Below are 20,632 nucleotides of genomic sequence, written 5' to 3'. Positions count from 1 at the left end.
GTCAGCCAATTGTATGCATGGCCGAGCGTGGAGAGATACTCAAGCCGTTTTCGGTACGGCGTCGGGCGACTGCCGATTACATGCAGGTGGCTGGCGGACGGAACAACATCCACGGACTCGTCGAGTTCGACGTAACAGAGTCCCGAGGTCGTATCCACGAACTGGGGGCGCAAACGGGCGAGCAACCGTCGTTCACCGCATTCCTCGTCTACTGCGTCGCCCGCGCAATCGACGACCACCCACACGTCAACGCCTATCGCGACTGGCGAGGCCGACTCGTCCAGTTCGACGTCGTGGACGTGAACGTCTTGGTCGAACGAGAGATTGGGAGCGAGACGATTGGCGTTCCACACGTCATCAGAGCCGCGAACCGACGCTCGCTTCGGTCGATTCACGACGAGATTCGAACGGCGCAGACCGCCCCAACTGAGAGTCGGTTGTCGGTGTTGGGTTCGCTTGGCCTGCGACTTCCCGGCCCCATCCGTCGGTTGCTTTGGCGACTTCCGACGGTCTCCCCTCGTCGCTGGAAGCGTCTCGCAGGGACGGTTTCGATAACGTCTGTGGGGATGTTTGGCTCAGGTGGTGGGTGGGCAGTCAGCCCGACGAACTACACACTTCAACTCACAGTGGGCGGAATCGCCCGAAAACCAGGCTTCGTCGGCGACGACATCGAACCCCGCGAATACCTCTCACTCACGGTGACGTTCGACCACGACGTCGTGGATGGTGCGCCCGCCGCTCGCTTCGTCAATCGACTGAAGGAGTTGGTCGAAGGGGCGACCGGCCTCGAATCGGCTGACGGATTCTAGTCGCGGTCGTAGAGCAGGAACGAGGCGACGAGCAGGCAGACGACGAACCCAGCGAAAGCGACGACGTAACTCACGTACGTCGCCACGATTCCGACGTACGCCGGGCCGAGCGCGTTCGCGCCGAGAAAGAGCGCGCGTGCCGCCCCGAGGTCTGCGCCCATCTCGTCGTCCGGCGCGTTGTCTACGATGATGGCGTCGGCGAGGGGAAATTCCATCTTGTAGCCCGCAGCGAGCGCGATGACTGCCACGTAGATGAGTATATTCGACCCGGCCAGCGAGAGGACAACGAGTGCGCCCGCCGCGACGAGCAGGCCCACGACGGCAATCGATTCGCGTCTGAATCGGTCGCTCAGGCCCCCAGCGATTGGTTTGATGGTAATCCCGACGACGAACACGAGCGCGAACGTCGCACTCGCTAACTGTGGACTGAACGACTTGGTCTCGATGAGGTAGGTCGGAAAGAAGTTCACGAACCCGCCGACCATGAAGTAGAACAGCGCGAAGGCGACGAGCGTCTTCCGTTGTTCGGGACTTGCGATGAGACGGCCAATCGTCCCCGATACGTCGAGGGTCGGTTCTCCAACGGTGACTGCCTCGTTCGACCAGAGTGCGAACAGCACGGTGAGGCCAGCGAGCACGAGTGCGACGGGGAGAAATGGTGTTTGCCACGTCGCGTACGTGAGTGCGAGAATAGCCAGCCCGGAGGCGACGAGGCCCCCGAGGTCGGTTCCTGCCGCGTAGAGACCGAGTGCCCGCCCGCGACGTTCGACAAAGAGGTCCGAGAGGAGTGCCCGAGACGGAATCGCAAAGAGGCCTTTTCCAAACCCGGTGATGGCCGCGGCGAGGACGAATCCAGCGAGACCGCCCGCAAGCCCGAACGTGGCGAACCCGAGGACGAGAATGAGCAGACCGGGGATGATAAGCGTCGCCCGCGTCCATCGGTCGGAGAACTCGCCACCGGGGTACTGCGTAATCGCGTAGATACCCTGAAAGAGCGCCAGTGCAATCCCCGCGGTCGCTTCGGTAATCTGCAAATCGGCGATAATCGTCGGCAGGAGCGGTGAGAGCAGGAATCGCCCCGTCTGGAGGACGGCCCACGCCAGCGAGACGGTCATCAACATCCGCCCGGCGTCCCCCGCCACGAGTCGCTCTGTCTCTCCAGACTTCTGGTTCACACTTTCCGTATAGGGAGGTGATACCAGTGGGTTACGATTGTGTGCGCACACCGGTATTCGACCGAGTGAAAATTGTGTACCACTTACTGACTAATACTCGGGATTTCCTTCTATATTGTGCTGGAGTCTATCGATTTCTCAACGAGTTATACGACGTTAAACTAGATATTTTGCCCCTGTTATTGTGTGTCTTACCAACATATCTCTACACGTGACTTTCTTCTATGGGTGGACAAAGAATTGACAATAATTCCGACGAATCGGAGTTCGAGTGGGTGGACCTCACTGACTCGACCGTCCCTGGGGTGGGCAGGTCAGGTTCACGTCGAACCTCCGAACCGCTGTTCAGGAGGGTATGCGCGCTATTACTCGCGTTTTCGATAGTTATCGCAGGAACCGGGTTGCTAGTGCCCTCGGCGTCGGCGCAGACCACGTTGACCGCGACTGACGAAACGGTCGTCTCTCACAATGGGCAGTTGACGAGCATCACCGTCGCTCCCAGCGGGACAGTCTCGTATGAAGGCCTCGAACAGACTGCAGCGAACGTCACAGTGACTGTCGAGGCGAGTCTGGATGGCACATCGTGGAGCCACGTCGCGTCGAAACAGGTCGATGCATCCGGTCTCAACGGAACCGTCTCGTACGCGTTCAAACCCCGGTCGCTCTTGAGCGGGAAAGACTCGTTCTCGAAGTCGGCGTTCAGGTCGAAGGCAGACGGCAGTTCCGAGACGACTGACGTACACATCCGCGTGCGTTCGGTCGTCTACGAGTCCAGCGGAAAGAACGTCTCGACGCAATCGAGTACGGTGTTCACGGTGGCTGTACAGAACGTTCCTCGTGGGTCTGGTGTCGGTGGGAAGGTGAACGGCAATGCCAACTGACGAGCAGAACACCAGACCTGAGTTCGGTAGCATCCGGTTACTCTCGCGGGAGACACCCAATCGAGCGGATGTACTTCGGAGCGTCCCGATGGCGTACCTGCAATCGAGGGACCGCCAAGAGTCTGTAGACCACCGAGAACCAACGGATGACCACCGAACTGGAGGGGACTAGCGTGTCTCAATCAGACGAGTTCGACCACGTAGACGAACTGTTCGATTCGTCGTGTGAATCTCCGCCGCTTGGACAGCACGACACGTGTGACGACCAACTCTCGTTACTCGTGTTCCTCTGTGACGACCAGCACTCCACCGGCGATGTGGTTTCGCAGGTCTTGACCGACATCTCGTGGTTGCAGTTCATCGAGGGACTCGGTGTGTACGTCGTTATCGACGTTGGCAACGCCGTCGTGGACCCGATGACCAGCGACCGAGGCCACGTGTTCCTCGTGGACGACGCGGGGGCCATCCAACGGCGGTGGAAGTTCCCTGCTGAGACGGAAGATGTTGCGTTGATTCGGCAGACAATCGAGCAGGCGATTGCGGCACAGGAGGTGGCGGTGTGACCCTTTCGTTCGGTGAGATGGGGCAAGTGAGCGAAACGTCGAGGAAAACAGTCGATGGTGTCTCCGCCGAGTCTTCGGTGTGGACCGCCGATAATGCGCGTCTCTCTGTCACTCAACTGGAATTCACATCCCAACGAGACGACGCTGTCGTAGTCCACTTCGTCGAGGACGTTCCCGCAGGGATTCCACTCGACGACCTCGGTCCGCACCCGAAGTACGGCGGCGACAAGTGGCGCAAACACGAGGACGGGATGGTCGCATTCACTGACGTACTCGAACCCGACGGAACCTCGTTCACCATCTACGGAGCCAAAGGGCTCGACGCGACGCAGGTTGAATCGTTTCTCACCGACCCGGCTGTGGAAGTCCACCCGGTCGATGACGAACCACCGAGCGGCGACACTCACAGTGAGACAATGACCAGTGACCAATCGACGACGAACGACGAACCGACCGAAAACCAATCAGCGACCAAGCGAAGCGGCGACTTCGACGACCTCATTCCACGCGTAGACGACCCTGACGAGGCAACGAACGGCGAGTTCGAATCAGCCGAAGGCAGTGAAAACGGCGACGACTCGGACGAACTTCGGTTCGTCGGCACTGACGTGCGCCCCGCCGACGAGCGACCACTCGGTCCGGAGGAACCCGAGTCGTTCGGTCCGAGAGAACTCCAAGACCAGTCGGAGACTGCGGTGACCCGTGCCGAAGAGACAGACGATTCGAACGGCTCGGATGCCGATTCGGCAGATAGCCCCGAATCCAATGACAAAGGCGACTCCAGTTTTGACGACGATAACGACTTGCACACGGACAGCACTGCAGTCGAAGTCAGCGTCGAACAGTCACTCTCCGAAGACGACTCGGAATCGAATCCCAAACCCAACTCGGAAGTCGACCCCAGCCCGGAATCTGAGAGCGATTTCGAGCCAGAACCTCCGACTGAAAGCGTCGTTGCGTCGCTTGTCGCCGAACTCTCCAGTGGCAACCTCTCTGACGACGATGCCGAAGTTATCCGGAAATCACTCGGTATTTCGACGCCGAATTCGCTGGAAGCACGGCTTCAGAACGTCCGAACCCGTATGGACGACCTTGCAGTCTACACCGACGCCTTGGAGGACTTCATCGACGAGAACGGAACCGCAGAACAACTGCTGTCGGACCTCCAAGACGACTCCGACGAGATGCGACGCGACCTGACCGAAGTCGACGAGGCGCTGTCGGCTACGAATGCAGCCCTCGAATCAATCGAAGAACAGGTCGAATTGCTCGAAAACCGCGCCGTATCTGAATCTGAGTTAGAAGCACGCCTCGGTGAATTCGACGAGAAATTCGTCGAAGAGTCGTCACTCGATGACGAGCTATTGGGTCTCACCGAGAACTTCTCGGCACTCTCGGACGAACTCTCCACGGTTCGGTCGGAAGTCGAACAGGGCAAGACGTGGCGCAGCAACATGAGCCGGGCCGCTCAAATTCCCGACTCGCCGGAAGTAGACGACGAAGTGGCGGACGAGTAGTCGGTTTCGTTTCTCTCCTGGTTCGACTCACTCTCGCTCTCGTCTCAGGTCACGTACTGCATGGCGAACGACATGACCTTCCGTTCTGCTCGTCTGAGATGCTCTTCGGCGGTTCGACGTGAGACGCCCATCTCGGATGCAATCGTCTCGGTGTCGGTTCCTCGCGGGAGTTCGTAGTATCCGTTCCCGTGGGCGAGACGGAGGGCTTCTCGCTGCCGTGCCGTCAGCGTTGGAATCGCGTCGGTGGGCGCCAAAAGTGGCCCGCCGCCGGTTGCAAAGGAGATAGCACGCTTCGATTCGACGTGTACCTCGTGGCCGCTCTCGACGAGGTCGTGGAAACACGCCGTCATCGCGTCCGAACTCACGGCCAGTAGCCGACAAACTTTCGCGCCGTCGCGGTACCGAAGCGGCGGCAACAACAGTACGCCGTGAGAGTGGAGGTACCCCTCGATGTCGTCGATCTCGTGGTGTCGAAGGCAGTCGGCCGTGACTACGACCACTTCGCTTCCCTGTTCTCGGACTGCCTGTACACCCACGGTCTCGCGCACCCGTTCGATGACTGCTTCGGCCCCATCGCCGATGTGTAAGAGGTCGCAGTGGTCGTTACACCACAGTTCGATTGTCGCCGAACTCTCGGCGGTGGCCGCCGCGTACGCACTCTCGTCTCGGATGGAAAACGTCGCTTCGTACACAGGTAAGCAACGCACGAGTAGTATATAAATAGCGCACCATATGGTGGGCAAATTGCTACCCGTCGTGCCAGCGAAGAGTAGACTATGCACACGCCATCGTCATCGCGCCACACCGACAGACTCGGAGAGCCGAGTTCGGAGTGGGAGCGGTATCAGGGGGCACCGACCGGGACGGAAATCGAGTGTAAGGGCTGGCGACAGGAGGCCGCCCTTCGAATGCTCAACAACAACCTCGACCCCGACGTGGCCGAGCGCCCCGAAGACCTCGTCGTCTACGGCGGAACCGGTCGGGCGGCCCGGTCGTGGGACGCGTACGACGCGATTCTCCGCGAACTGCGTACTCTCGAAGACGACGAGACGTTGCTCGTTCAGTCCGGCAAGCCCGTGGGTAGATTCACGACGCACGAACGCGCGCCGCGTGTCCTTATCGCCAACTCCAACCTCGTCGGCCACTGGGACGACTGGGAACACTTCCACGAACTCGAAGCCGAGGGGAAAATCATGTACGGCCAGATGACTGCGGGGTCGTGGGCCTACATCGGCACGCAGGGAATCATTCAGGGCACCTACGAGACACTCGCTGAACTCGGCCGCGAACACTACGACGGCGACCTGCGCGGCAAACTCGTCGTCACTGGCGGCCTCGGCGGTATGAGCGGGGCACAACCCCTCGCCGTGACGATGAACAACGGCGTCTGCCTCGTCGCGGAGGTCAAAGGCGACCGAATCGACCGCCGACTGGAGACGAAGTACCTGATGGACCGCGCCGACTCGCTGGACGAGGCGCTCGAACGCGTCCACGAGGCGCTCGACGCAGGCGAACCGTACAGCGTCGGCGTCCAAATGAACGCCGCAGACATGCTCGAAGAACTGCTCGCACGCGACGAGATTCCAGACATCGTCACAGACCAGACGAGCGCCCACGACGAGCTGGAAGGCTACTACCCGAGTGGCTACTCCGTCGAGGAAGCCGACGAACTCCGCGAAGACGACCCTGCGGCGTACGTCGAAGCCAGCCTCGACACGATGGAGCGCCACGTCGAAGCGATTCTCGACCTCCAAGCACACGGCGCGGTTGCCTTCGAGTACGGCAACAACATCCGCGGCCAAGTCCTGACCCACCGCGGATTGGACACCGCCTTCGACTTCCCCGGATTCGTCCCCGCCTACATCCGACCGATGTTCTGCCGCGGACGTGGGCCATACCGCTGGGCCGCACTCTCGGGTGACCCAGAAGATATCTACCGCACCGACGAGGCCATCCGTGAACTCTTTCCCGAGAACGAGTCGCTCATGCGCTGGATCGACCTCGCACAAGAACAGGTGTCGTTCCAAGGACTTCCCTCGCGGGTCTGCTGGCTTGGCTACAACACCGACGAGTCAGGTCTGACCGAGCGGGCACGGTTCGCTCTCCGAATGAACGAACTCGTCGCCGAAGGCGAGATTTCCGCCCCAATCGTCGTCACGCGTGACCACCTCGACGCCGGGTCGGTGGCGAGTCCGAATCGCGAGACGGAAGCCATGCGCGACGGCACCGACGCCATCGCCGACTGGCCGATTCTCAACGCACTGCTCAACACCGCCGCAGGCGCTGATATCGTCTCGGTTCACGACGGCGGCGGCGTCGGCATCGGCAACTCGTTGCATACAAACAACCACGTCGTCCTCGACGGTACGGACCTCGCCGCAGAGAAGGCACGCCGCGTCTTCACCACCGACCCCGGCATGGGCGTGATTCGCCACGCCGACGCTGGCTACGAGGACGCGCTGGACGAAGCCACCCGGTCGAAGGTTCATATACCAATGCGCGCAAGCGACGAGCAACACGAGGACCAATGATGTTCGAGGACACGTACGACTGGCACGGCCCATCTTCCGACCCGAACGACGAGCAGATCGGCGATATCGTCTCGCCCGCGACGCTCGACACTGGAGACGACTTCGACGCCGTCCTCGTCGGTGAACCCTACGACGGCGCAGTTATCGGGCGCAAAGGGGCACGCGAGGGTCCAGAGGCAATCAGAACCGCCCTCGAAGCCGTCAAATCGCACCACTTTGACGCGGGTCCGCTCTCGAACCTCGGTGACCTCGGAAACGTCACGTTCGACGCCGACGCTGACGTTTCGGTGGTTCAGGACGCCGTTACCGAGGCAACGCGCGAAGTCTACACCAACGCCCACTTTCCCGTCTTCCTCGGCGGCGACAACTCGCTCACCGTCGCCAACGTTCGCCCGCTCCTCGACCGAGACGCGTCGGTCGGCGTCGTGAGTTTCGACGCACACCTCGACTGCCGCGAACCCACCGACGGCCCGTCCAGCGGGACGCCCTATCACCAACTGTTCGACGAAGGCCTCGACAGACTCGCCGTCGTCGGCGCTCGGCACTTCGAGACTTCGACTGCCTACGCTGAGTTCATCAGCGAGCAAGGCGGGGTGATTTTCACGGCTAAAGAGGTTGGCCGAGACTCGGACCAGACCATCGACTTCGCGCTCGATTCGCTCACCGGATGCGATTACATCTTCGTCAGTCTCGATATCGACGTCCTCGACGAGACTGCCGCACCGGGTGTGAGCGCACCGACTCCGGGCGGAATCACGACTCGTGAACTGTTCTCGATGCTCCGACGCGTCGCGTCCGACCCGCGCGTCGTCGGCTTCGAAGTCGTCGAATGCGCCCCGCCGCTCGACCAAGACGGGCGTACTGTACGCGCCGCCGCCCGTGCGATTGCCCACGCGCTCTCGGGGGTGACAGAGCGTGTCTAAACACGTGACGGTCGTCTACGGCGCGTCCGAGTTGGTCGTTGGACCGGAGGGACCGACCAGTGTGGAACTAATCCGAGATGGTGCGCTCGCCGCAGTCGATGGAACCGTCGTCGCGGTCGGTTCGACTGGTGATGTTCTCTCCGACTACTCCGTCGAAGACGCCGACGTTGCCATCGACGCGACGGGACAGACTGTCCTCCCTGGCTTCGTTGACCCACACACGCACGCGCTCTTCGCGGGTGACCGCTCCGACGAGTTCGTCGCAAAGCTTCAGGGTGCGACCTACGAGGAGATTCTTGCAGACGGCGGTGGCATCCTTCGAACCGTGGATGCTGTCCGTGAAGCCTCAGATGAAGAACTCGTCGCCACCCTCACCGAACACCTCGACGTGATGCTCGAAAACGGCACGACGACGGTCGAAATCAAGAGTGGCTACGGTCTCGACACCGAGACGGAGTTGCGAATGCTCGCCGCAATCGAGCAGGCGGGTGCCCAACACACTATCGACGTGGTTCCGACGTTCATGGGCGCCCACGCTGTCCCGCGCGGGATGGATACCGAGGAGTACGTCGAACACGTCGTCTCCGAGCAACTCCCTGCCGTCGCCGAGCAGGGAATTGCGACGTTCTGCGACGTGTTCTGCGAACGCGGCGTGTTCTCGGCAGAACAGTCCAGACGCATCCTCGAAACGGGTGCTGATTTGGGTATGGTCCCGAAGATTCACGCCGACGAGTTCGCCGCAATCGGTGGCACAGACGTCGCCGCCGACGTTGGTGCAGCGAGTGCCGACCATCTGCTCCACACCGATGAGAAGGGGAGAACACGACTCACTGAGGCGGGTGTCACACCCGTCGTGCTCCCGGGGACAGCCTTCGGCCTCGGTGCCGACTACGCCGACGCTCGTGCGTTCCTCGACTCGGGGCACGAAGTCGCCCTCGCAACCGATTTCAATCCCAACTGCTTCGTCCGAACGATGGGATTCGTCGCCACACTCGCCAGCGTCGGCATGCGAATGACACCCGAAGAAGTCGTCAGAGGGTGTACGAGCGCCGCTGCAAATGCGCTTGCACTCTCCGACGGACGGGGAACTCTCACCCCCGAGAGCCCGGCGGATGCCGTCGTCCTTGACATGCCGAGCATCGCCCATCTACCATACCGATTCGACACAAACCCAGTTTCGACGGTGCTGAAATCGGGGGTAGTTGCCCATGAGTGAACACGATATCCCGAAAACGGTCGTCATCGACGGCGAGTCGCTGACGCCCGAAGAAGTCGTTGCCGTCGCCCGCCACGATGCCCGCGTCGAACTCGCCGACGAAGCATACGAGAAAATGCAGGCCTCGCGCGAGCGTGTCGAATCTGTCATCGACTCCGGCGAACCCGTCTACGGTGTCAACACCGGATTTGGACACCTCGTCGAGACGCACATCGAACGTGACGACATCGAGAAGTTGCAGACGAATCTCGTTCGAAGCCACGCCGCAGGCGCAGGGCGCGAACTCACCACGGAAGAGGTTCGGTCGATGATGGTCTCGCGGGTGAACACACTCGCAAAGGGTTACTCCGGTATCCGGCCACAGGTCGTCGAACTACTCGTGGAGATGCTCAATGCGAAACTCCACCCTGTCGTCCGCTCTCGCGGGAGCCTTGGCGCGAGTGGTGACCTCGCGCCCCTCGCACACATGGCGCTCGTACTCATCGGCGAGGGCGAAGCACACTACGATGGTGAGCGACTCGCAGGCGGTGTCGCCCTCGCCCGAGTCGGCTTAAAACCAGTCACACTTGCGTCCAAGGAAGGACTCGCGCTCATTAACGGAACGCAACTCACCGTCGGACTGACATCCCTGTTCGTCGTCGATGCCGAGCGAATTATCGATGCGGCGGACGCCGCGGGCGCGCTGACGACCGAGGTCACGATGGGGACGACCGCAAATTGCGACCCTGCGATTCACGAAGTTCGTCCCCATCCCGGCCAGCAGGTGAGTGCGGCAGCAATTCGACGCCTGACCGCGGGTTCGACGGTCCTCGAATCGCACAAGGAGTGCGAGCGCGTGCAGGACGCCTACTCGATTCGCTGTCTGCCGCAGGTCCACGGCGCGGTCAGAGATGCCGTCGAACACCTCCGTGAAGCGGTCGAAATCGAACTCAACAGCGCAACCGACAACCCACTCGTCTTCCCCGCAGGGTCGGTCGATGAGCGTGCGCCGGGGACAGACGTTGCCGCCGTCATCTCCGCGGGCAACTTCCACGGCGAACCGCTCGCACTTCGTCTCGACTACGCCGCTGGTGCGCTTTCTGACCTCGCGGCGATTTCAGAGCGGCGGACAGACCGTATGCTCAACCCGAAGGTCCAAGAACCACACCTGCCACCGTTCCTCACCGAACACAGCGGCTTGCGCTCGGGCTACATGATTGCCCAGTACACCGCCGCCGCGTTGCTCAACGAGTGTCGGTCGCTTGGCCGCCCGTCGCTCGATTCGACGCCCGTCAGTGGCGGGCAAGAAGACCACGTGAGCATGAGCGGCCAGAGCGTCCTCAACGCTCGAACCGTCGCAGACAACGTTGCCACCATCGTCGGCGTCGAACTGCTCTGTGGTGCGCAAGCCGCAGAATTCCTCCCGGATGGGCTCGCACTCGGCGACGGAACTGGTGCTGTCCGCGATGCGATTCGGGAAGTCGTCCCACCGCTCGACGACGACCGGCAACTCGATGGCGAACTCGAATTGGCCGCAGAACTCGTTCGGTTCGGTGCGATTCGGGAGGCCATCGAAGGGACTCTCGACTGAGTATCTTAGTTCCCCGCCACGATGTCGGCGACGCGCTGTCGGTCGAACAACTGCTCTTCTTCTGGAATCTCAGGATAGGCACCGCCGTCGTACTCCGGCCACTCGCCAAACTGCTCGGGGAAGAGCTGTTTTGCGGTCATTTCGAGTTGGAAGAGGTTCATAATCGGGCCCTGTACGGGGTTGCCCGAGGGGTAGACGCGGCCGTTTTTGACTGCGGAGAGTTCGCTCCCAACGGGATGGTCTGCGAGCGTCTGCTCGATGCTGTTCACGTCGTAGTAGGAGGCGACGCCGAAACTGTGCAGGAGGACGTCGGGGTCGATTTCGAGCATCGTCTCGTAGTCGTACGACGTTTCGTAGGTTACGTCGTCGGCCGCGAAGGCGTCTGTGACGCCGAGCGGGCGGATGTGCGACGTTGCGAACCCATCGACGTTGATTTTCGAGGGGTAGAACGTATCGCTCATGAAGATGACGACGCCGACGGTCGGTCGCTCTTCTTTCGGTGGGAGGTTCGACTGAATCGTCTCGACCAAGTCGTCGTGGACGGATTTGAGTTCCGCGGCGCGTTCTTCGGCTTGGAACACCGCACCAACCTTCTCGGAGAGTTCCCAGAGCGTGTAGTACTCGTAGCCGTCGGCATAGGGTTCCGGTGGCGTGCTGTGTGCCCGACTGTACACGTTGCCGAACCACGGCGCGATGGTTTCGCCGACCTCTTCGACGTCCGATTGTTCCCACCCGTCGAAACTCACGGCCAGCGCGGGGTCCATGAGGTGGAGGTCAGAGTCCAGTTCGTAGAGCAGTTCTTTGTCCACGCTGATACTGCTCGAGCCGTTGTTGAGCTGGGCGATTCCCTCACGGTCGAACGAGACACCATCGAGGCGGTCGTAGTAAGCGTCGAGTGTCCGGCCTCCGGCGTCACTGTCGAAGCCGAGAGAGTTCACCGCGTCACCGTGGCCGTACGCGACCGCCATGTCGGCGTACAGGAGGCTGTACACCATGACGTTCTCCGGAACTGACTCGAACGTGACCTCGCCGACCGGCGACATCGACACCGAATAACTGGAGTCAGCGGCCGTCGTCTCGGTCGCGTCCGTCTCTGTCGCAGCCGTCGTCGCCTCAGTTGTCTCGGTCTCTGTCTCAGAGCCACTTTGCCCCGTACACCCGGCCAGCAACCCGCCTGCGAGTACCGCACTACCACTCTTCAGGTAGCTCCGGCGGGTCGGTGTGACGTCGTCGAAGAACTTCTTTCCCATATGATTTAGGCCACCCTAAACTAATAAATGGCTTTCGAATTTTTTTGCCAGCCTAAAACTGACACGTTGGTAACGGGCGACCTCTCTGCCTACTGATGAGCGAAGAACGACTACTCGATACGTCACGGCTGCCGAAAATACGGGTTGGTCGGTAGACGGGGTGAAGACTGGTCAGTAGAGGCGATTCAGCAGGGAGTCAGGTCGTCCTCACAGGGAGTCAACAAGGTAGTGGTAGTAAGAGCGGTCGGGGAACGTGGGTGCCTTCGACCGAGTACACCCGATTACGCTCGTTACTTACCACACCTGCACTGCGGGTGTTCCGCAGTCGTCGCAGACGATTGCGTCGTTATCCTTGTAGGAACTCAACACGAGCGTCCCATCGTCGCAGTAGGTGCAGTCGTCGTCGGCCATCGTCTCGAAAATGAGTGAAGATTCGGACATAGTACATACTCGGTATTCATAACTAATGAACATTACTCCAGAACAGAATATTGTGCTGTGAATCGTTGTACACACGTTGAACGGTCACTGACGATGTGAACAGCGTGACGGGCCGAGGGTCGAAAGGAGATTCTGCACGTCCGTTGCGGACCCGACGAGATTCGCAGCGCGTTCGTACGGGCCGGTTTCGTCGGTCCCACCGACAACTCCCTGTGGGCGGGTTTTCTCTGCATGCGCGTACACCGCGTCGATGAACGCCGCTCGTGGACCGTCGTTCGCAAACAGGTCGTGGATGTACGTCCCCGCGACGCGCTCAGTCGCCGCACCGTCACCCGCGAGCGAAACCGCTTCACCGACGATTCGGGTCGCCCCGTGGTGAATCTCGTACCCGCTGATGGGACCACTCGCACCGGCAAGTGGCCCCGCACCGTCGAACTCGATGGTCACCGCTCTGACCTGTTTTTCAGGGTCGAACCGAGTTACCGTTGGGAGATAGCCGAGTGCGTCGATTTCGGTCACGTCGTGCGTACTCTCCACGTCGGCGTTTTCGATTCGCTGGCCGAGGAGTTGGTAGCCACCGCAGATACCGACGAGTGGGCCGTCGAACTCCTGTAACTCTTCCTCGAATCCTGCGTCTCTGAGTGCAATGAGGTCGTCCACGGTGTTCTTGCTCCCCGGAAGGACGACGGCATCGATGTCTTCGAGCGAGGCAGTCAGTGGGAGCGAGACGACGCGAACGCCCGGTGTCGCCGCCAGTGGTTCGAAGTCGGTAACGTTCGAGATACGTGGCAATCGCGGGACGCCGATGGTGACTGCGTGGTCGTCCGCAACGCCGTCCTCGCCGCCGAAGGTTGCTCTTGCTCCTTCCGATGGGAGCGCTAGACTATCTTCTTCGGGGAGTCCGGGGTCGTCGTATGGGAGTACACCGAAGACTGGGACACCGGTTCGGTCTTCGAAGGCATCGAGGCCGGGTTCGAGGATATCGAGACTCCCGCGGAATTTGGTGATGACGACGCCGATGACCCGTTCTCGAACGTCGTCGGGGAGGAGTTCGAGTGTGCCGACGAGACTGGCGAAGACACCGCCGCGTTCGATATCAGCGACGAGGAGAATCCGTGCGTCGGCGAACCGCGCGGTTTCGATGTTCGCTAGGTCGCGGTCGTGAAGGTTGATTTCGGCAATCGACCCTGCACCCTCGGCGACGACGATATCGGCCCGCTGTGCCAATCGTTGGTGAGATTCGAGTGCCGCCGTTCGGGCGGCGTGCCAGTGGTCGTCGTAGTAATTTCCGGCAGTGTTGACCGAGACGGCCTTTCCCTGTACGACCAGTTGCGACTTCCCGTCGCCGTGAGGTTTGAGCAATACGGGATTGTGGTCGGTGGTCGGCGTCACTCGTGCGGCCCGGGCCTGGACGTACTGCGAGACCCCGATTTCGCCGAAGTCGTCGCCGTCGGGAGTAACGACCGCTCGGGCGTTGTTACTCATGTTCTGCGCTTTGTAGGGTTCTACGTCGTAGCCATCGTTTGCGAGCAGTCGGCAGAGTCCAGCGGCGACCGTACTCTTGCCGACGTGGCTGGCCGTTCCGGCGACGAGGAGGGTCGGCGCTGTCATTGCGTTGGTTCTCGCGTGGACGCGGGTCAAAACTACCGGTTCGGGATGATTCGTCGTTAATGCCCAGTTAGTTCACGATTTCTCATCTGCTTTTACAGGGCTTCTGTCGCTCGCTTTTCGATGATTCCCAATTCTATGAAATTGAAAATGACGCTGTATTTATATTCCCATTCCGGGCGACTATTCAGATGTAAGGTGAGAAAAAATGACCACGAACGCCCAAGTCGAGATGCTGGGACAGCAGATTGAATTCAACTACAACGAAGGGCTAACCGGCTACGTCCTCGTGCTGGTTCGCCTCCTGACGGGTTACTGGTTCCTCCACGCTGGGGTGACCAAATACCTCGCCGCAGAGCCGTTTAACGCCGCGGGATGGATGGTCGGTGCAACGCAAGGAACGCTCGTCCACGGCCTCCTCGCGTGGGTCGCTGGCGTCCCCATCCTGATGGAGCTGACCAACTTCATGATTCCGCTCGGTGAGGTTCTCATCGGCCTCGGAATCCTCGTCGGCGCGCTCACCCGCCTCGCCGCCTTCTTCGGCGGCTTCCTGATGGTGTTCTTCTACCTCGGGAACGCGGACTTCGCGCACGGCTTCGTCAACGGTGACCTCTTCGGCCTGATGCTCTTCGCCATCATCGGCACCCTCGCGCTGGGCCGCATCTACGGCGTCGACGCAATCATCGAAAAGACCGAATTCGTCCGCCAGCGCCCCGCCCTCAGATACATCCTCGGCTAAGCCGGGGATGTGCGATGGCGTGGTGGTGGTGTGAACGGCGTCTTGTTTCCTTTCTTCCCCGTTTCGGTTTTCCAAACGCTTCTACTGAGTCCTACTTTCTGTCGAGTCGAGACAGTCCGTGCCAAATCGCATTGACGAGCTTTGTCTCTTCCTCGCCATCGGCGTCACTCCACCCGCGAGCGATTGCGTCTTCGAGTACCGTCAGCGTGTGATTCTCGAAGTTGTTCATCCCGCGGAACGACTCGAGTGCGTCCTGTGCTTCGTCGCCGAACGAGTCGCTCGGCGCCCCGTCGTAGAAGCCGAGTTCTCCGAGTGTTTCGAGGACTTCTCGTGCAGTTTCGCCGGTGAGTGACTGGACTTCTTCGGGGGCTTCTCGGGCGAGCAGTGTGATATCGTACAGACGAAACACCCGTTCGAGTTCGTCGATTGGATGTTCGTGGTCGTCCACACGAACGTCAACCCACCGGTCGTTGCCGCCGTCGTACCCACCTTCGGGCTTGGCGATGTACATCGCGGCACTCTGTTCGCCGCGTTTGTCGCCGCCAGCGTCGTTACCAGCGTGGAGCGCGGCGAGGAGTTTCTCGGGCAGCCCTCCCGCTGTGGTCTCGAACGCCTCTGCCATCGCTTCGAGTGTCTCGTAATTCTCGAGGATGTTGCCTTGGACGGTGTAGTTGTCTCCTTGGATATCGTCGGCCACGTCGAAACAGGCCTCGCCGGTGAAGGCGGCGATGCTCCCGTCTTGGCCGACGACACCCACCTGTCTGCTTTCGGCTTCGTCGTCGCCCTCGGTGAGGAGTTCGACCGTTTCGGCGGCCGTCTTGCCCTCGCGGAGCGCATCCAAGCCGTCGGGGCCGTAGGCGACGTTCGCAAAGCTCTGGGTTGCGATTGCACCTGCATCGGCGCTGACGAACGGGACGACAGAACCGACACTGATGAACTTCGACTGGACGGCGACGCCGACGGCGTCGGTATCCGGGTCGCGGGCGACGATAGAGAACGTGGATGGACGCGGTTTCATCGTCGCCACCGACACACTGTGGTCGAATAAGAATTCACCTCCCGGCGGTGTTGGCTGGGGGTGAGATTTCGCTCCCGAACGACGAACGTGTGTACTGTCTACGAAAAATTACAGTATCTTCATCGCTGCCTCTGTGTCGAATACTATCCAATTTGAATCCTTTAGAAAGAATTGTTTTGAACATCTCGAACGAACAATTTCCACAATTTTTGAAAATTGCAAACGGGAACGGTGGCTATCTCAGCATTTCAATATATCCTGTTTAAAATCCACGCTCACACCGTCAGTGGTCGATGACGGTTATCTCTTCGACCGGCCACTGGCTGAGCAGTTCGACGCCGTCGTCGCGGACGACGACCATCTCTTCGACGCGAACGCCCTGTCTCTCTGCTGGCTCTTGGGTCTCGACCGCCATCGTCATCCCTTCTTCAATCTCGATGGGGTGGTCTGGTGAGAGGCCGCGCCAGATGAGCGGGACTTCGTAGAGTTGGAGACCGAGGCCGTGTGCCCAGTGATTCGTCGTCATCTGCCAGTGGTCGGTCGCGCCGTACCACTCGGCGTGTTCACCCTCCATATCTGGGAAGGCCATCGCAATCTCGTCGGTCGTCTTCCCGGGTTCGATTTCGTCGAGGACGGCATAGAGGTTGTCGCGGGCGAGTTCGTAGGCGTCTTTCTGTGCCTGTGTCGGTTCGCCCATCGAGAACGTCCGATAGTAGCACGACCGGTAGCCGAGATAGCCAATGTTGTAGCAGTCAGCGTAGACGAGGTCGCCAGGGCGAATCATCCGGTCGGTCGTGTTTGCTTGGTGCTTCGGCCACGTGTTCGGTCCCGAGGTGAGATAGCCGCCTTGGACCATCGCGCCGTGTCGCCACATCTCTCGCACTGCGTCACCCCACACCTCAGACTCCCGAGCGCCTGGTTTGGCGTTCTCGACGATTGCTTGGAAGCCCGATTCACAGATGGCGGCGACCTGTCGCAGACACTCGATTTCGTCGTCGGTTTTGGTCTTTCGTGCGCTCTCCATGGCCTTCAGGCAGGGTTCGGGTTGGACATCGACGCCCTTCGATTCGAAGGCGTCGAGCAGGCCGCCGTTGGCAACGTCGATGCCCATCGGCTCTTTGGCGAGACCGTACTCTTCGAGCGCATCGACCACGCCTTGAGCCATCGTATCGAGTAAGAACCTCCGTGCAGAGTCGCTTCCCGAGGCCCGCGGGACGTTTCCTAACCCCGGACACGCGTACCGAATGTCGTCCAACCACGGGCAGTTGTAGCGTTGGTTGCTCGCGTGGTCTGCGGTGTCCCAGTGGACGACCTGCCCGTCTTCGAGTAAGAGCGAGTAGTGGTCTGCGCCCGACCCGCCGGTCATGGCCAGACCTGTCACGTAGCGAATGTTCGGGTCGTCTAACAAGAGCATACTACTGAGTCCGGCGTCGCGCATTCGTTCGAGCGCCCGCGACTTTCGCTCTTCTCGCATCCGTTTGACGTCGATTCGGGCCTCCCAATCGACGGCCATCGTCCCGCGAGTTCCACTCATAAAGTCCCGTTCGTGGAAAGGCATGGTGATACCACACAGGACTATCACATTAAATTATTGTAGAGTACTCTCGCGCTTCCGTACCCTGATTTTCACCCAAACGTACCTCATGATTTATTATTCGAATCGCCGAACCGTGTACGCATGTACAAGCACGTCGCCCTTCTCGTTCGAAAATCGGGGATGACTCACGACGAATTCGTCACCTACTGGCAGGAGAATCACACGCCGATTGCACGCCAAATCGAAGGTGTCGTCCGCTATCAGACGGTCACTCCCGCCGACCCCGAGGCCACCGAATTCGACGGCATCGCCGAACTCTACTTCGACGACCTCGACGCCCTCCACGACGCACTCGGCAGTGAGGGGTCACGCGATTACGACCCCGAAAAAGGCTATGCGAAGAAAGCCCGTGAAGATGTGGACAACTTCCTCGATATCGGAAGTCGCCCCCGATTCATCGGCGAGGAAGTCATCGAGAAAGACGAGACTGGGGGCGACACCACTGGCTTGTACAAACACTCGGCGTTTCTCGTTCGGAAAGACGGCATGACCCACGACGAATTTCTCGACCACTGGGCCAACACACACGTTCTGCTCGCCCGTGAGATTCCCGGTGTCGTCAGATACGCACGAGTCGTCCCGACTGACCCCGAAAACGCCGAGTTCGATGGCGTAGCGGAACTCTACTTCGAAAACCTCGATGCACTCCGCGCCGGACTCGGCCACGAATCTTCCCGCGACTACGACCCAGACCACCCGAAAGCGAAGGCTCCGAGAGAGGATGTGGACAATTTCCTCTCACTCGGCGACCGCCCGCGATTCGTCGGCCAAGAGACCGTCCAGAAGGACGAAACAGCGGACACGACGGTGTGAGTATGCCCGAACCCAATTACCGAAAACAGGTCACTGCGGCGTTCCCCGAACTCGTCGATATCGACTCTAGCGACCTCCGCGAGCAGGTCATCGAAGCGTGGTGTCTCGGACTCGCTCGCGGTGGCTGGTTGGATATCGAAGACATCCCCTACGCGTGGAACATCCACGAGGTTTCGAACGTCGAACACACGCGCGGCGTCACGCGAATTGCCGTCCGGGGGGCCGAAGAACAGCGCGACTTCCACGGCGCTGACCCGGACTTCGACGTGATTCGCGCCGCCTGCCTGCTCCACGACGTAGGCAAGTGCTACGAGTACGTCGAGTTCGTCGATGCGGACCGAATCGACGCGCCGGACTCCGAATACGCAACCGAGGAGATTCCACACTCGCTGTCGGGCTACGCCCTTGCTCACGAAGTCGGGTGTCCACTTGCGGTCCAGCGGGCGATTCCACACTTCATCGGCGAGATTCCGAAACGGACGCTCGAAGCCGAACTCGTAAAGAGCGCCAATTCCATCTCCTCGAACGCGATTACGCAGGCCACGATGGGAATCAGCCTCGACGAGTGGGTGAAACAGTACTCACAGACGCAATCGTAGCGTCGTGGCCGGTGCCCAGTAACGACTTTGTTCGCCCCGTGTGATTCGTAGTCATGCGAAAACACGTCAACCTGAACGAGATGGAGTTGTACGATGCCGACGTTACCCGAGGAAAGCTTCTGCCGGTCGGCTACGAACTGCGACCACAGAAGATGCGGCCGTCTGTCTGGGTGTTCGAGGCGGGTGGCCACGGCACGAGACACAAGCAAAAGGAACAAGAAGAACTCTATCACGTCCTCTCTGGTCGGTTCGAGATGGTCTTCGACGACGAGTCGATAGAACTCGAACCGGGGTCGGTCGTCGTCGTCTCACCAGACGAAGAACGACAGTTGCACTGTCTCGAAGACGGGAAGGTGTTCGTCGTCGGCGCACCGAACGTCAAAGACGACGGCGTCGTGCTGGATTAACCCGTACTCAGACAGTCTCTAATCCGTTTTCAGACCGAAGCACGTTGATGTAGTCCCTGAATCCCGTTTCGAGGTCGTACGCGGGGTCGTATCCCAAATCGGTCTGTGCTTTCGTCATATCGAGTTGCTGGGTCCACGGGAGGTCGCCTTCGTCCGACACTGTGAGGTCTGCATCGGGGAGGATTTTCTCGACCATCTCTGCGGCCTCTCGAATCGTCGCTAACTCGCCACGGACGTTGTAGACCCGTTGTGTAAGGTCCGATTCAGGTGCGAATGCGGCCAGCCTGAACGCCTGTGCGATGTCGCGGACGTGTTGCCAGTCGATAATCTGGTCGCCGTATTCGACGCTGAACGGTTCACCGAGTGCCGGTTTCTCGACGATGTTTGCGAGGAAGGCAGAGCCCCCCGTTTCGCGGTATGGACCGTACGCGACAGTCGGCCGCAGACCGACGTGCGAGACGCCGAAGTCCTTGTGATAGACCTTTGCTTGGTGTTCGTTGTACTCCTTTGTCGCCCCGTAGAGGGTGTCTGGATACACGAGGTCGGATTCGGTGACGAACGACTCGCCGTAGTTGGTCGGTGGGGCGTAGACGGCGGCCGAAGACGCCCACGCGACGCGCTCGACTTGGTCCGGGAGTGCCCGTGCCGCTTCGAAGACGTTGTTCGTCCCCGTGATATTCACGTCGAGTGCGGCACGGGGGTTCGCCCGCGCCGAGGTCGTGAGGAGGGCGGCGAGGTGGATGATGTGGGTCGCCCCTGTCTCACGGACGGCACGGAACACGTCTGTCGGGTCCGTTACGTCACCTCGACGGATGGTCACGTCGTTGCCGATCCCGAGTTTGTCGAGGATACGAGGGTCCGTCGAGAGGTCGTAGGCGACGACGTCGTGGCCGGATTCGAGGAGGTCCTGCGCGACGTACGAACCGATAAATCCGGTTCCGCCAGTGACCATCACGGTAGATGATGACATTATCT

Annotated in this window: 20 protein-coding genes; 12 read left to right on the top strand and 8 right to left on the bottom strand. The window is 60.4% G+C overall.

Annotated features, from left to right (window positions below; all coding sequences use genetic code 11):
* Positions 1 to 17 precede the first annotated feature (17 nt).
* A complete protein-coding gene (locus ACK509_RS16415) occupies positions 18 to 809 on the top strand; it encodes a 2-oxo acid dehydrogenase subunit E2 (protein ID WP_410767644.1) in 792 nt (263 codons plus the stop codon).
* Here the strand turns inward: ACK509_RS16415 and ACK509_RS16410 are convergent.
* On the bottom strand, positions 806 to 1,930 hold the full coding sequence (locus ACK509_RS16410; RefSeq protein ID WP_410767676.1) for an MFS transporter: 1,125 nt from the start codon (positions 1,928 to 1,930) through the stop codon (positions 806 to 808). The genes ACK509_RS16415 and ACK509_RS16410 overlap by 4 nt on opposite strands.
* 461 nt (positions 1,931 to 2,391) lie before the next feature.
* On the opposite strand from ACK509_RS16410, the gene ACK509_RS16405 reads away from it, so the two are divergent.
* The 3 genes from ACK509_RS16405 (at position 2,392) to ACK509_RS16395 (ending at position 4,945) form a co-directional block, all read left to right on the top strand.
* The gene (locus ACK509_RS16405) at positions 2,392 to 2,865 is read left to right on the top strand and encodes a hypothetical protein (RefSeq protein WP_410767643.1); all 474 of its coding nucleotides are present in this window, start codon (positions 2,392 to 2,394) and stop codon (positions 2,863 to 2,865) included.
* Between the two features lie 173 nt (positions 2,866 to 3,038).
* Positions 3,039 to 3,428 carry a hypothetical protein gene (locus ACK509_RS16400; RefSeq protein WP_410767642.1) on the top strand — a complete coding sequence of 130 codons (390 nt, stop codon included), beginning with the start codon at positions 3,039 to 3,041 and terminating at the stop codon, positions 3,426 to 3,428.
* Positions 3,425 to 4,945: a hypothetical protein gene (locus ACK509_RS16395; protein ID WP_410767641.1), complete on the top strand. Its 1,521-nt coding sequence runs from the start codon at positions 3,425 to 3,427 to the stop codon at positions 4,943 to 4,945. Before ACK509_RS16400 ends, ACK509_RS16395 begins: the two co-directional genes overlap by 4 nt.
* A 44-nt stretch (positions 4,946 to 4,989) precedes the next feature.
* Here ACK509_RS16395 and ACK509_RS16390 read toward each other — a convergent pair whose 3' ends face one another.
* Positions 4,990 to 5,637, bottom strand: coding sequence for a helix-turn-helix domain-containing protein (locus ACK509_RS16390; protein ID WP_410767640.1), 648 nt, complete (start codon positions 5,635 to 5,637; stop codon positions 4,990 to 4,992).
* A gap of 84 nt (positions 5,638 to 5,721) precedes the next feature.
* Between ACK509_RS16390 and hutU the strand changes: the two genes are divergently transcribed.
* The 4 genes from hutU to hutH are packed head-to-tail and all read left to right on the top strand — an operon-like array spanning position 5,722 to position 11,185.
* A complete protein-coding gene (gene hutU, locus ACK509_RS16385; protein WP_410767639.1) occupies positions 5,722 to 7,476 on the top strand; it encodes a urocanate hydratase in 1,755 nt (584 codons plus the stop codon).
* Positions 7,473 to 8,399, top strand: a complete 927-nt coding sequence (gene hutG, locus ACK509_RS16380; RefSeq protein ID WP_410767638.1) for a formimidoylglutamase — start codon at positions 7,473 to 7,475, stop codon at positions 8,397 to 8,399. The genes hutU and hutG overlap by 4 nt, the downstream gene beginning before the upstream one ends.
* Positions 8,392 to 9,615 (top strand): imidazolonepropionase, encoded by a 1,224-nt coding sequence (gene hutI, locus ACK509_RS16375; RefSeq protein ID WP_410767637.1) that lies wholly within the window; start codon positions 8,392 to 8,394, stop codon positions 9,613 to 9,615. The genes hutG and hutI overlap by 8 nt, the downstream gene beginning before the upstream one ends.
* On the top strand, positions 9,608 to 11,185 hold the full coding sequence (gene hutH, locus ACK509_RS16370; RefSeq protein ID WP_410767636.1) for a histidine ammonia-lyase: 1,578 nt from the start codon (positions 9,608 to 9,610) through the stop codon (positions 11,183 to 11,185). Before hutI ends, hutH begins: the two co-directional genes overlap by 8 nt.
* A gap of 5 nt (positions 11,186 to 11,190) precedes the next feature.
* On the opposite strand, the gene ACK509_RS16365 is transcribed toward hutH, so the two are convergent.
* The 3 genes from ACK509_RS16365 to ACK509_RS16355 all read right to left on the bottom strand — a co-directional run bounded on the left by ACK509_RS16365 (position 11,191) and on the right by ACK509_RS16355 (position 14,487).
* Positions 11,191 to 12,435, bottom strand: a complete 1,245-nt coding sequence (locus ACK509_RS16365; RefSeq protein WP_410767635.1) for an ABC transporter substrate-binding protein — start codon at positions 12,433 to 12,435, stop codon at positions 11,191 to 11,193.
* Positions 12,436 to 12,729: 294 nt separating this feature from the next.
* Complete coding sequence (locus ACK509_RS16360) at positions 12,730 to 12,876, bottom strand: HVO_A0556 family zinc finger protein (protein ID WP_410767634.1); 147 nt, start codon at positions 12,874 to 12,876, stop codon at positions 12,730 to 12,732.
* An 84-nt stretch (positions 12,877 to 12,960) separates the two neighbouring features.
* A complete protein-coding gene (locus ACK509_RS16355; RefSeq protein ID WP_410767633.1) occupies positions 12,961 to 14,487 on the bottom strand; it encodes a cobyric acid synthase in 1,527 nt (508 codons plus the stop codon).
* 205 nt (positions 14,488 to 14,692) lie between these two features.
* On the opposite strand from ACK509_RS16355, the gene ACK509_RS16350 reads away from it, so the two are divergent.
* Positions 14,693 to 15,223, top strand: a complete 531-nt coding sequence (locus ACK509_RS16350) for a quinol oxidase (protein WP_410767632.1) — start codon at positions 14,693 to 14,695, stop codon at positions 15,221 to 15,223.
* Between the two features lie 91 nt (positions 15,224 to 15,314).
* On the opposite strand, the gene ACK509_RS16345 is transcribed toward ACK509_RS16350, so the two are convergent.
* Both ACK509_RS16345 and ACK509_RS16340 read right to left on the bottom strand, forming a co-directional pair.
* Positions 15,315 to 16,241 (bottom strand): DUF1028 domain-containing protein, encoded by a 927-nt coding sequence (locus ACK509_RS16345; RefSeq protein ID WP_410767631.1) that lies wholly within the window; start codon positions 16,239 to 16,241, stop codon positions 15,315 to 15,317.
* 283 nt (positions 16,242 to 16,524) lie between these two features.
* Positions 16,525 to 17,775, bottom strand: coding sequence for a M24 family metallopeptidase (locus ACK509_RS16340; protein ID WP_410767675.1), 1,251 nt, complete (start codon positions 17,773 to 17,775; stop codon positions 16,525 to 16,527).
* Positions 17,776 to 17,919: 144 nt separating this feature from the next.
* Here ACK509_RS16340 and ACK509_RS16335 point away from each other — a divergent pair, with 144 nt between their 5' ends.
* Genes ACK509_RS16335 through ACK509_RS16325 form a run of 3 tightly spaced genes read left to right on the top strand, consistent with a single transcriptional unit; the run spans position 17,920 to position 19,657 of the window.
* Positions 17,920 to 18,651, top strand: a complete 732-nt coding sequence (locus ACK509_RS16335; protein WP_410767630.1) for an EthD family reductase — start codon at positions 17,920 to 17,922, stop codon at positions 18,649 to 18,651.
* A 2-nt stretch (positions 18,652 to 18,653) separates the two neighbouring features.
* Positions 18,654 to 19,250, top strand: a complete 597-nt coding sequence (locus ACK509_RS16330) for an HD domain-containing protein (protein ID WP_410767629.1) — start codon at positions 18,654 to 18,656, stop codon at positions 19,248 to 19,250.
* Positions 19,251 to 19,303: 53 nt separating this feature from the next.
* Positions 19,304 to 19,657 (top strand): cupin domain-containing protein, encoded by a 354-nt coding sequence (locus tag ACK509_RS16325; protein ID WP_410767628.1) that lies wholly within the window; start codon positions 19,304 to 19,306, stop codon positions 19,655 to 19,657.
* Positions 19,658 to 19,664: 7 nt separating this feature from the next.
* On the opposite strand, the gene ACK509_RS16320 is transcribed toward ACK509_RS16325, so the two are convergent.
* A complete protein-coding gene (locus tag ACK509_RS16320; RefSeq protein ID WP_410767674.1) occupies positions 19,665 to 20,609 on the bottom strand; it encodes an NAD-dependent epimerase/dehydratase family protein in 945 nt (314 codons plus the stop codon).
* Positions 20,610 to 20,632: the final 23 nt, after the last annotated feature.

It is taken from the genome of Haloferax sp. DFSO60, from assembly GCF_046557615.1.
Taxonomy (GTDB): Archaea; Halobacteriota; Halobacteria; order Halobacteriales; family Haloferacaceae; genus Haloferax.
Note: the sequence above shows the minus strand (reverse complement) of the source record. Positions and strands in the feature narration are given on the sequence as shown.

Bases quoted from the DNA above. Each gene is read 5' to 3' on its own strand.
- ACK509_RS16335 (WP_410767630.1), top strand. From the start codon at position 17,920: ATGTACAAGCACGTCGCCCTTCTCGTTCGAAAATCGGGGATGACTCAC.
- hutG (WP_410767638.1), top strand. From the start codon at position 7,473: ATGATGTTCGAGGACACGTACGACTGGCACGGCCCATCTTCCGACCCG.
- ACK509_RS16345 (WP_410767631.1), bottom strand. From the start codon at position 16,241: ATGAAACCGCGTCCATCCACGTTCTCTATCGTCGCCCGCGACCCGGAT.
- ACK509_RS16325 (WP_410767628.1), top strand. From the start codon at position 19,304: ATGCGAAAACACGTCAACCTGAACGAGATGGAGTTGTACGATGCCGAC.
- ACK509_RS16330 (WP_410767629.1), top strand. From the start codon at position 18,654: ATGCCCGAACCCAATTACCGAAAACAGGTCACTGCGGCGTTCCCCGAA.
- hutU (WP_410767639.1), top strand. From the start codon at position 5,722: ATGCACACGCCATCGTCATCGCGCCACACCGACAGACTCGGAGAGCCG.
- ACK509_RS16340 (WP_410767675.1), bottom strand. From the start codon at position 17,775: ATGAGTGGAACTCGCGGGACGATGGCCGTCGATTGGGAGGCCCGAATC.
- ACK509_RS16350 (WP_410767632.1), top strand. From the start codon at position 14,693: ATGACCACGAACGCCCAAGTCGAGATGCTGGGACAGCAGATTGAATTC.
- ACK509_RS16320 (WP_410767674.1), bottom strand. From the start codon at position 20,609: ATGGTCACTGGCGGAACCGGATTTATCGGTTCGTACGTCGCGCAGGAC.
- ACK509_RS16410 (WP_410767676.1), bottom strand. From the start codon at position 1,930: ATGTTGATGACCGTCTCGCTGGCGTGGGCCGTCCTCCAGACGGGGCGA.
- hutH (WP_410767636.1), top strand. From the start codon at position 9,608: ATGAGTGAACACGATATCCCGAAAACGGTCGTCATCGACGGCGAGTCG.
- ACK509_RS16365 (WP_410767635.1), bottom strand. From the start codon at position 12,435: ATGGGAAAGAAGTTCTTCGACGACGTCACACCGACCCGCCGGAGCTAC.
- ACK509_RS16415 (WP_410767644.1), top strand. From the start codon at position 18: ATGGCCGAGCGTGGAGAGATACTCAAGCCGTTTTCGGTACGGCGTCGG.
- ACK509_RS16360 (WP_410767634.1), bottom strand. From the start codon at position 12,876: ATGTCCGAATCTTCACTCATTTTCGAGACGATGGCCGACGACGACTGC.
- ACK509_RS16355 (WP_410767633.1), bottom strand. From the start codon at position 14,487: ATGACAGCGCCGACCCTCCTCGTCGCCGGAACGGCCAGCCACGTCGGC.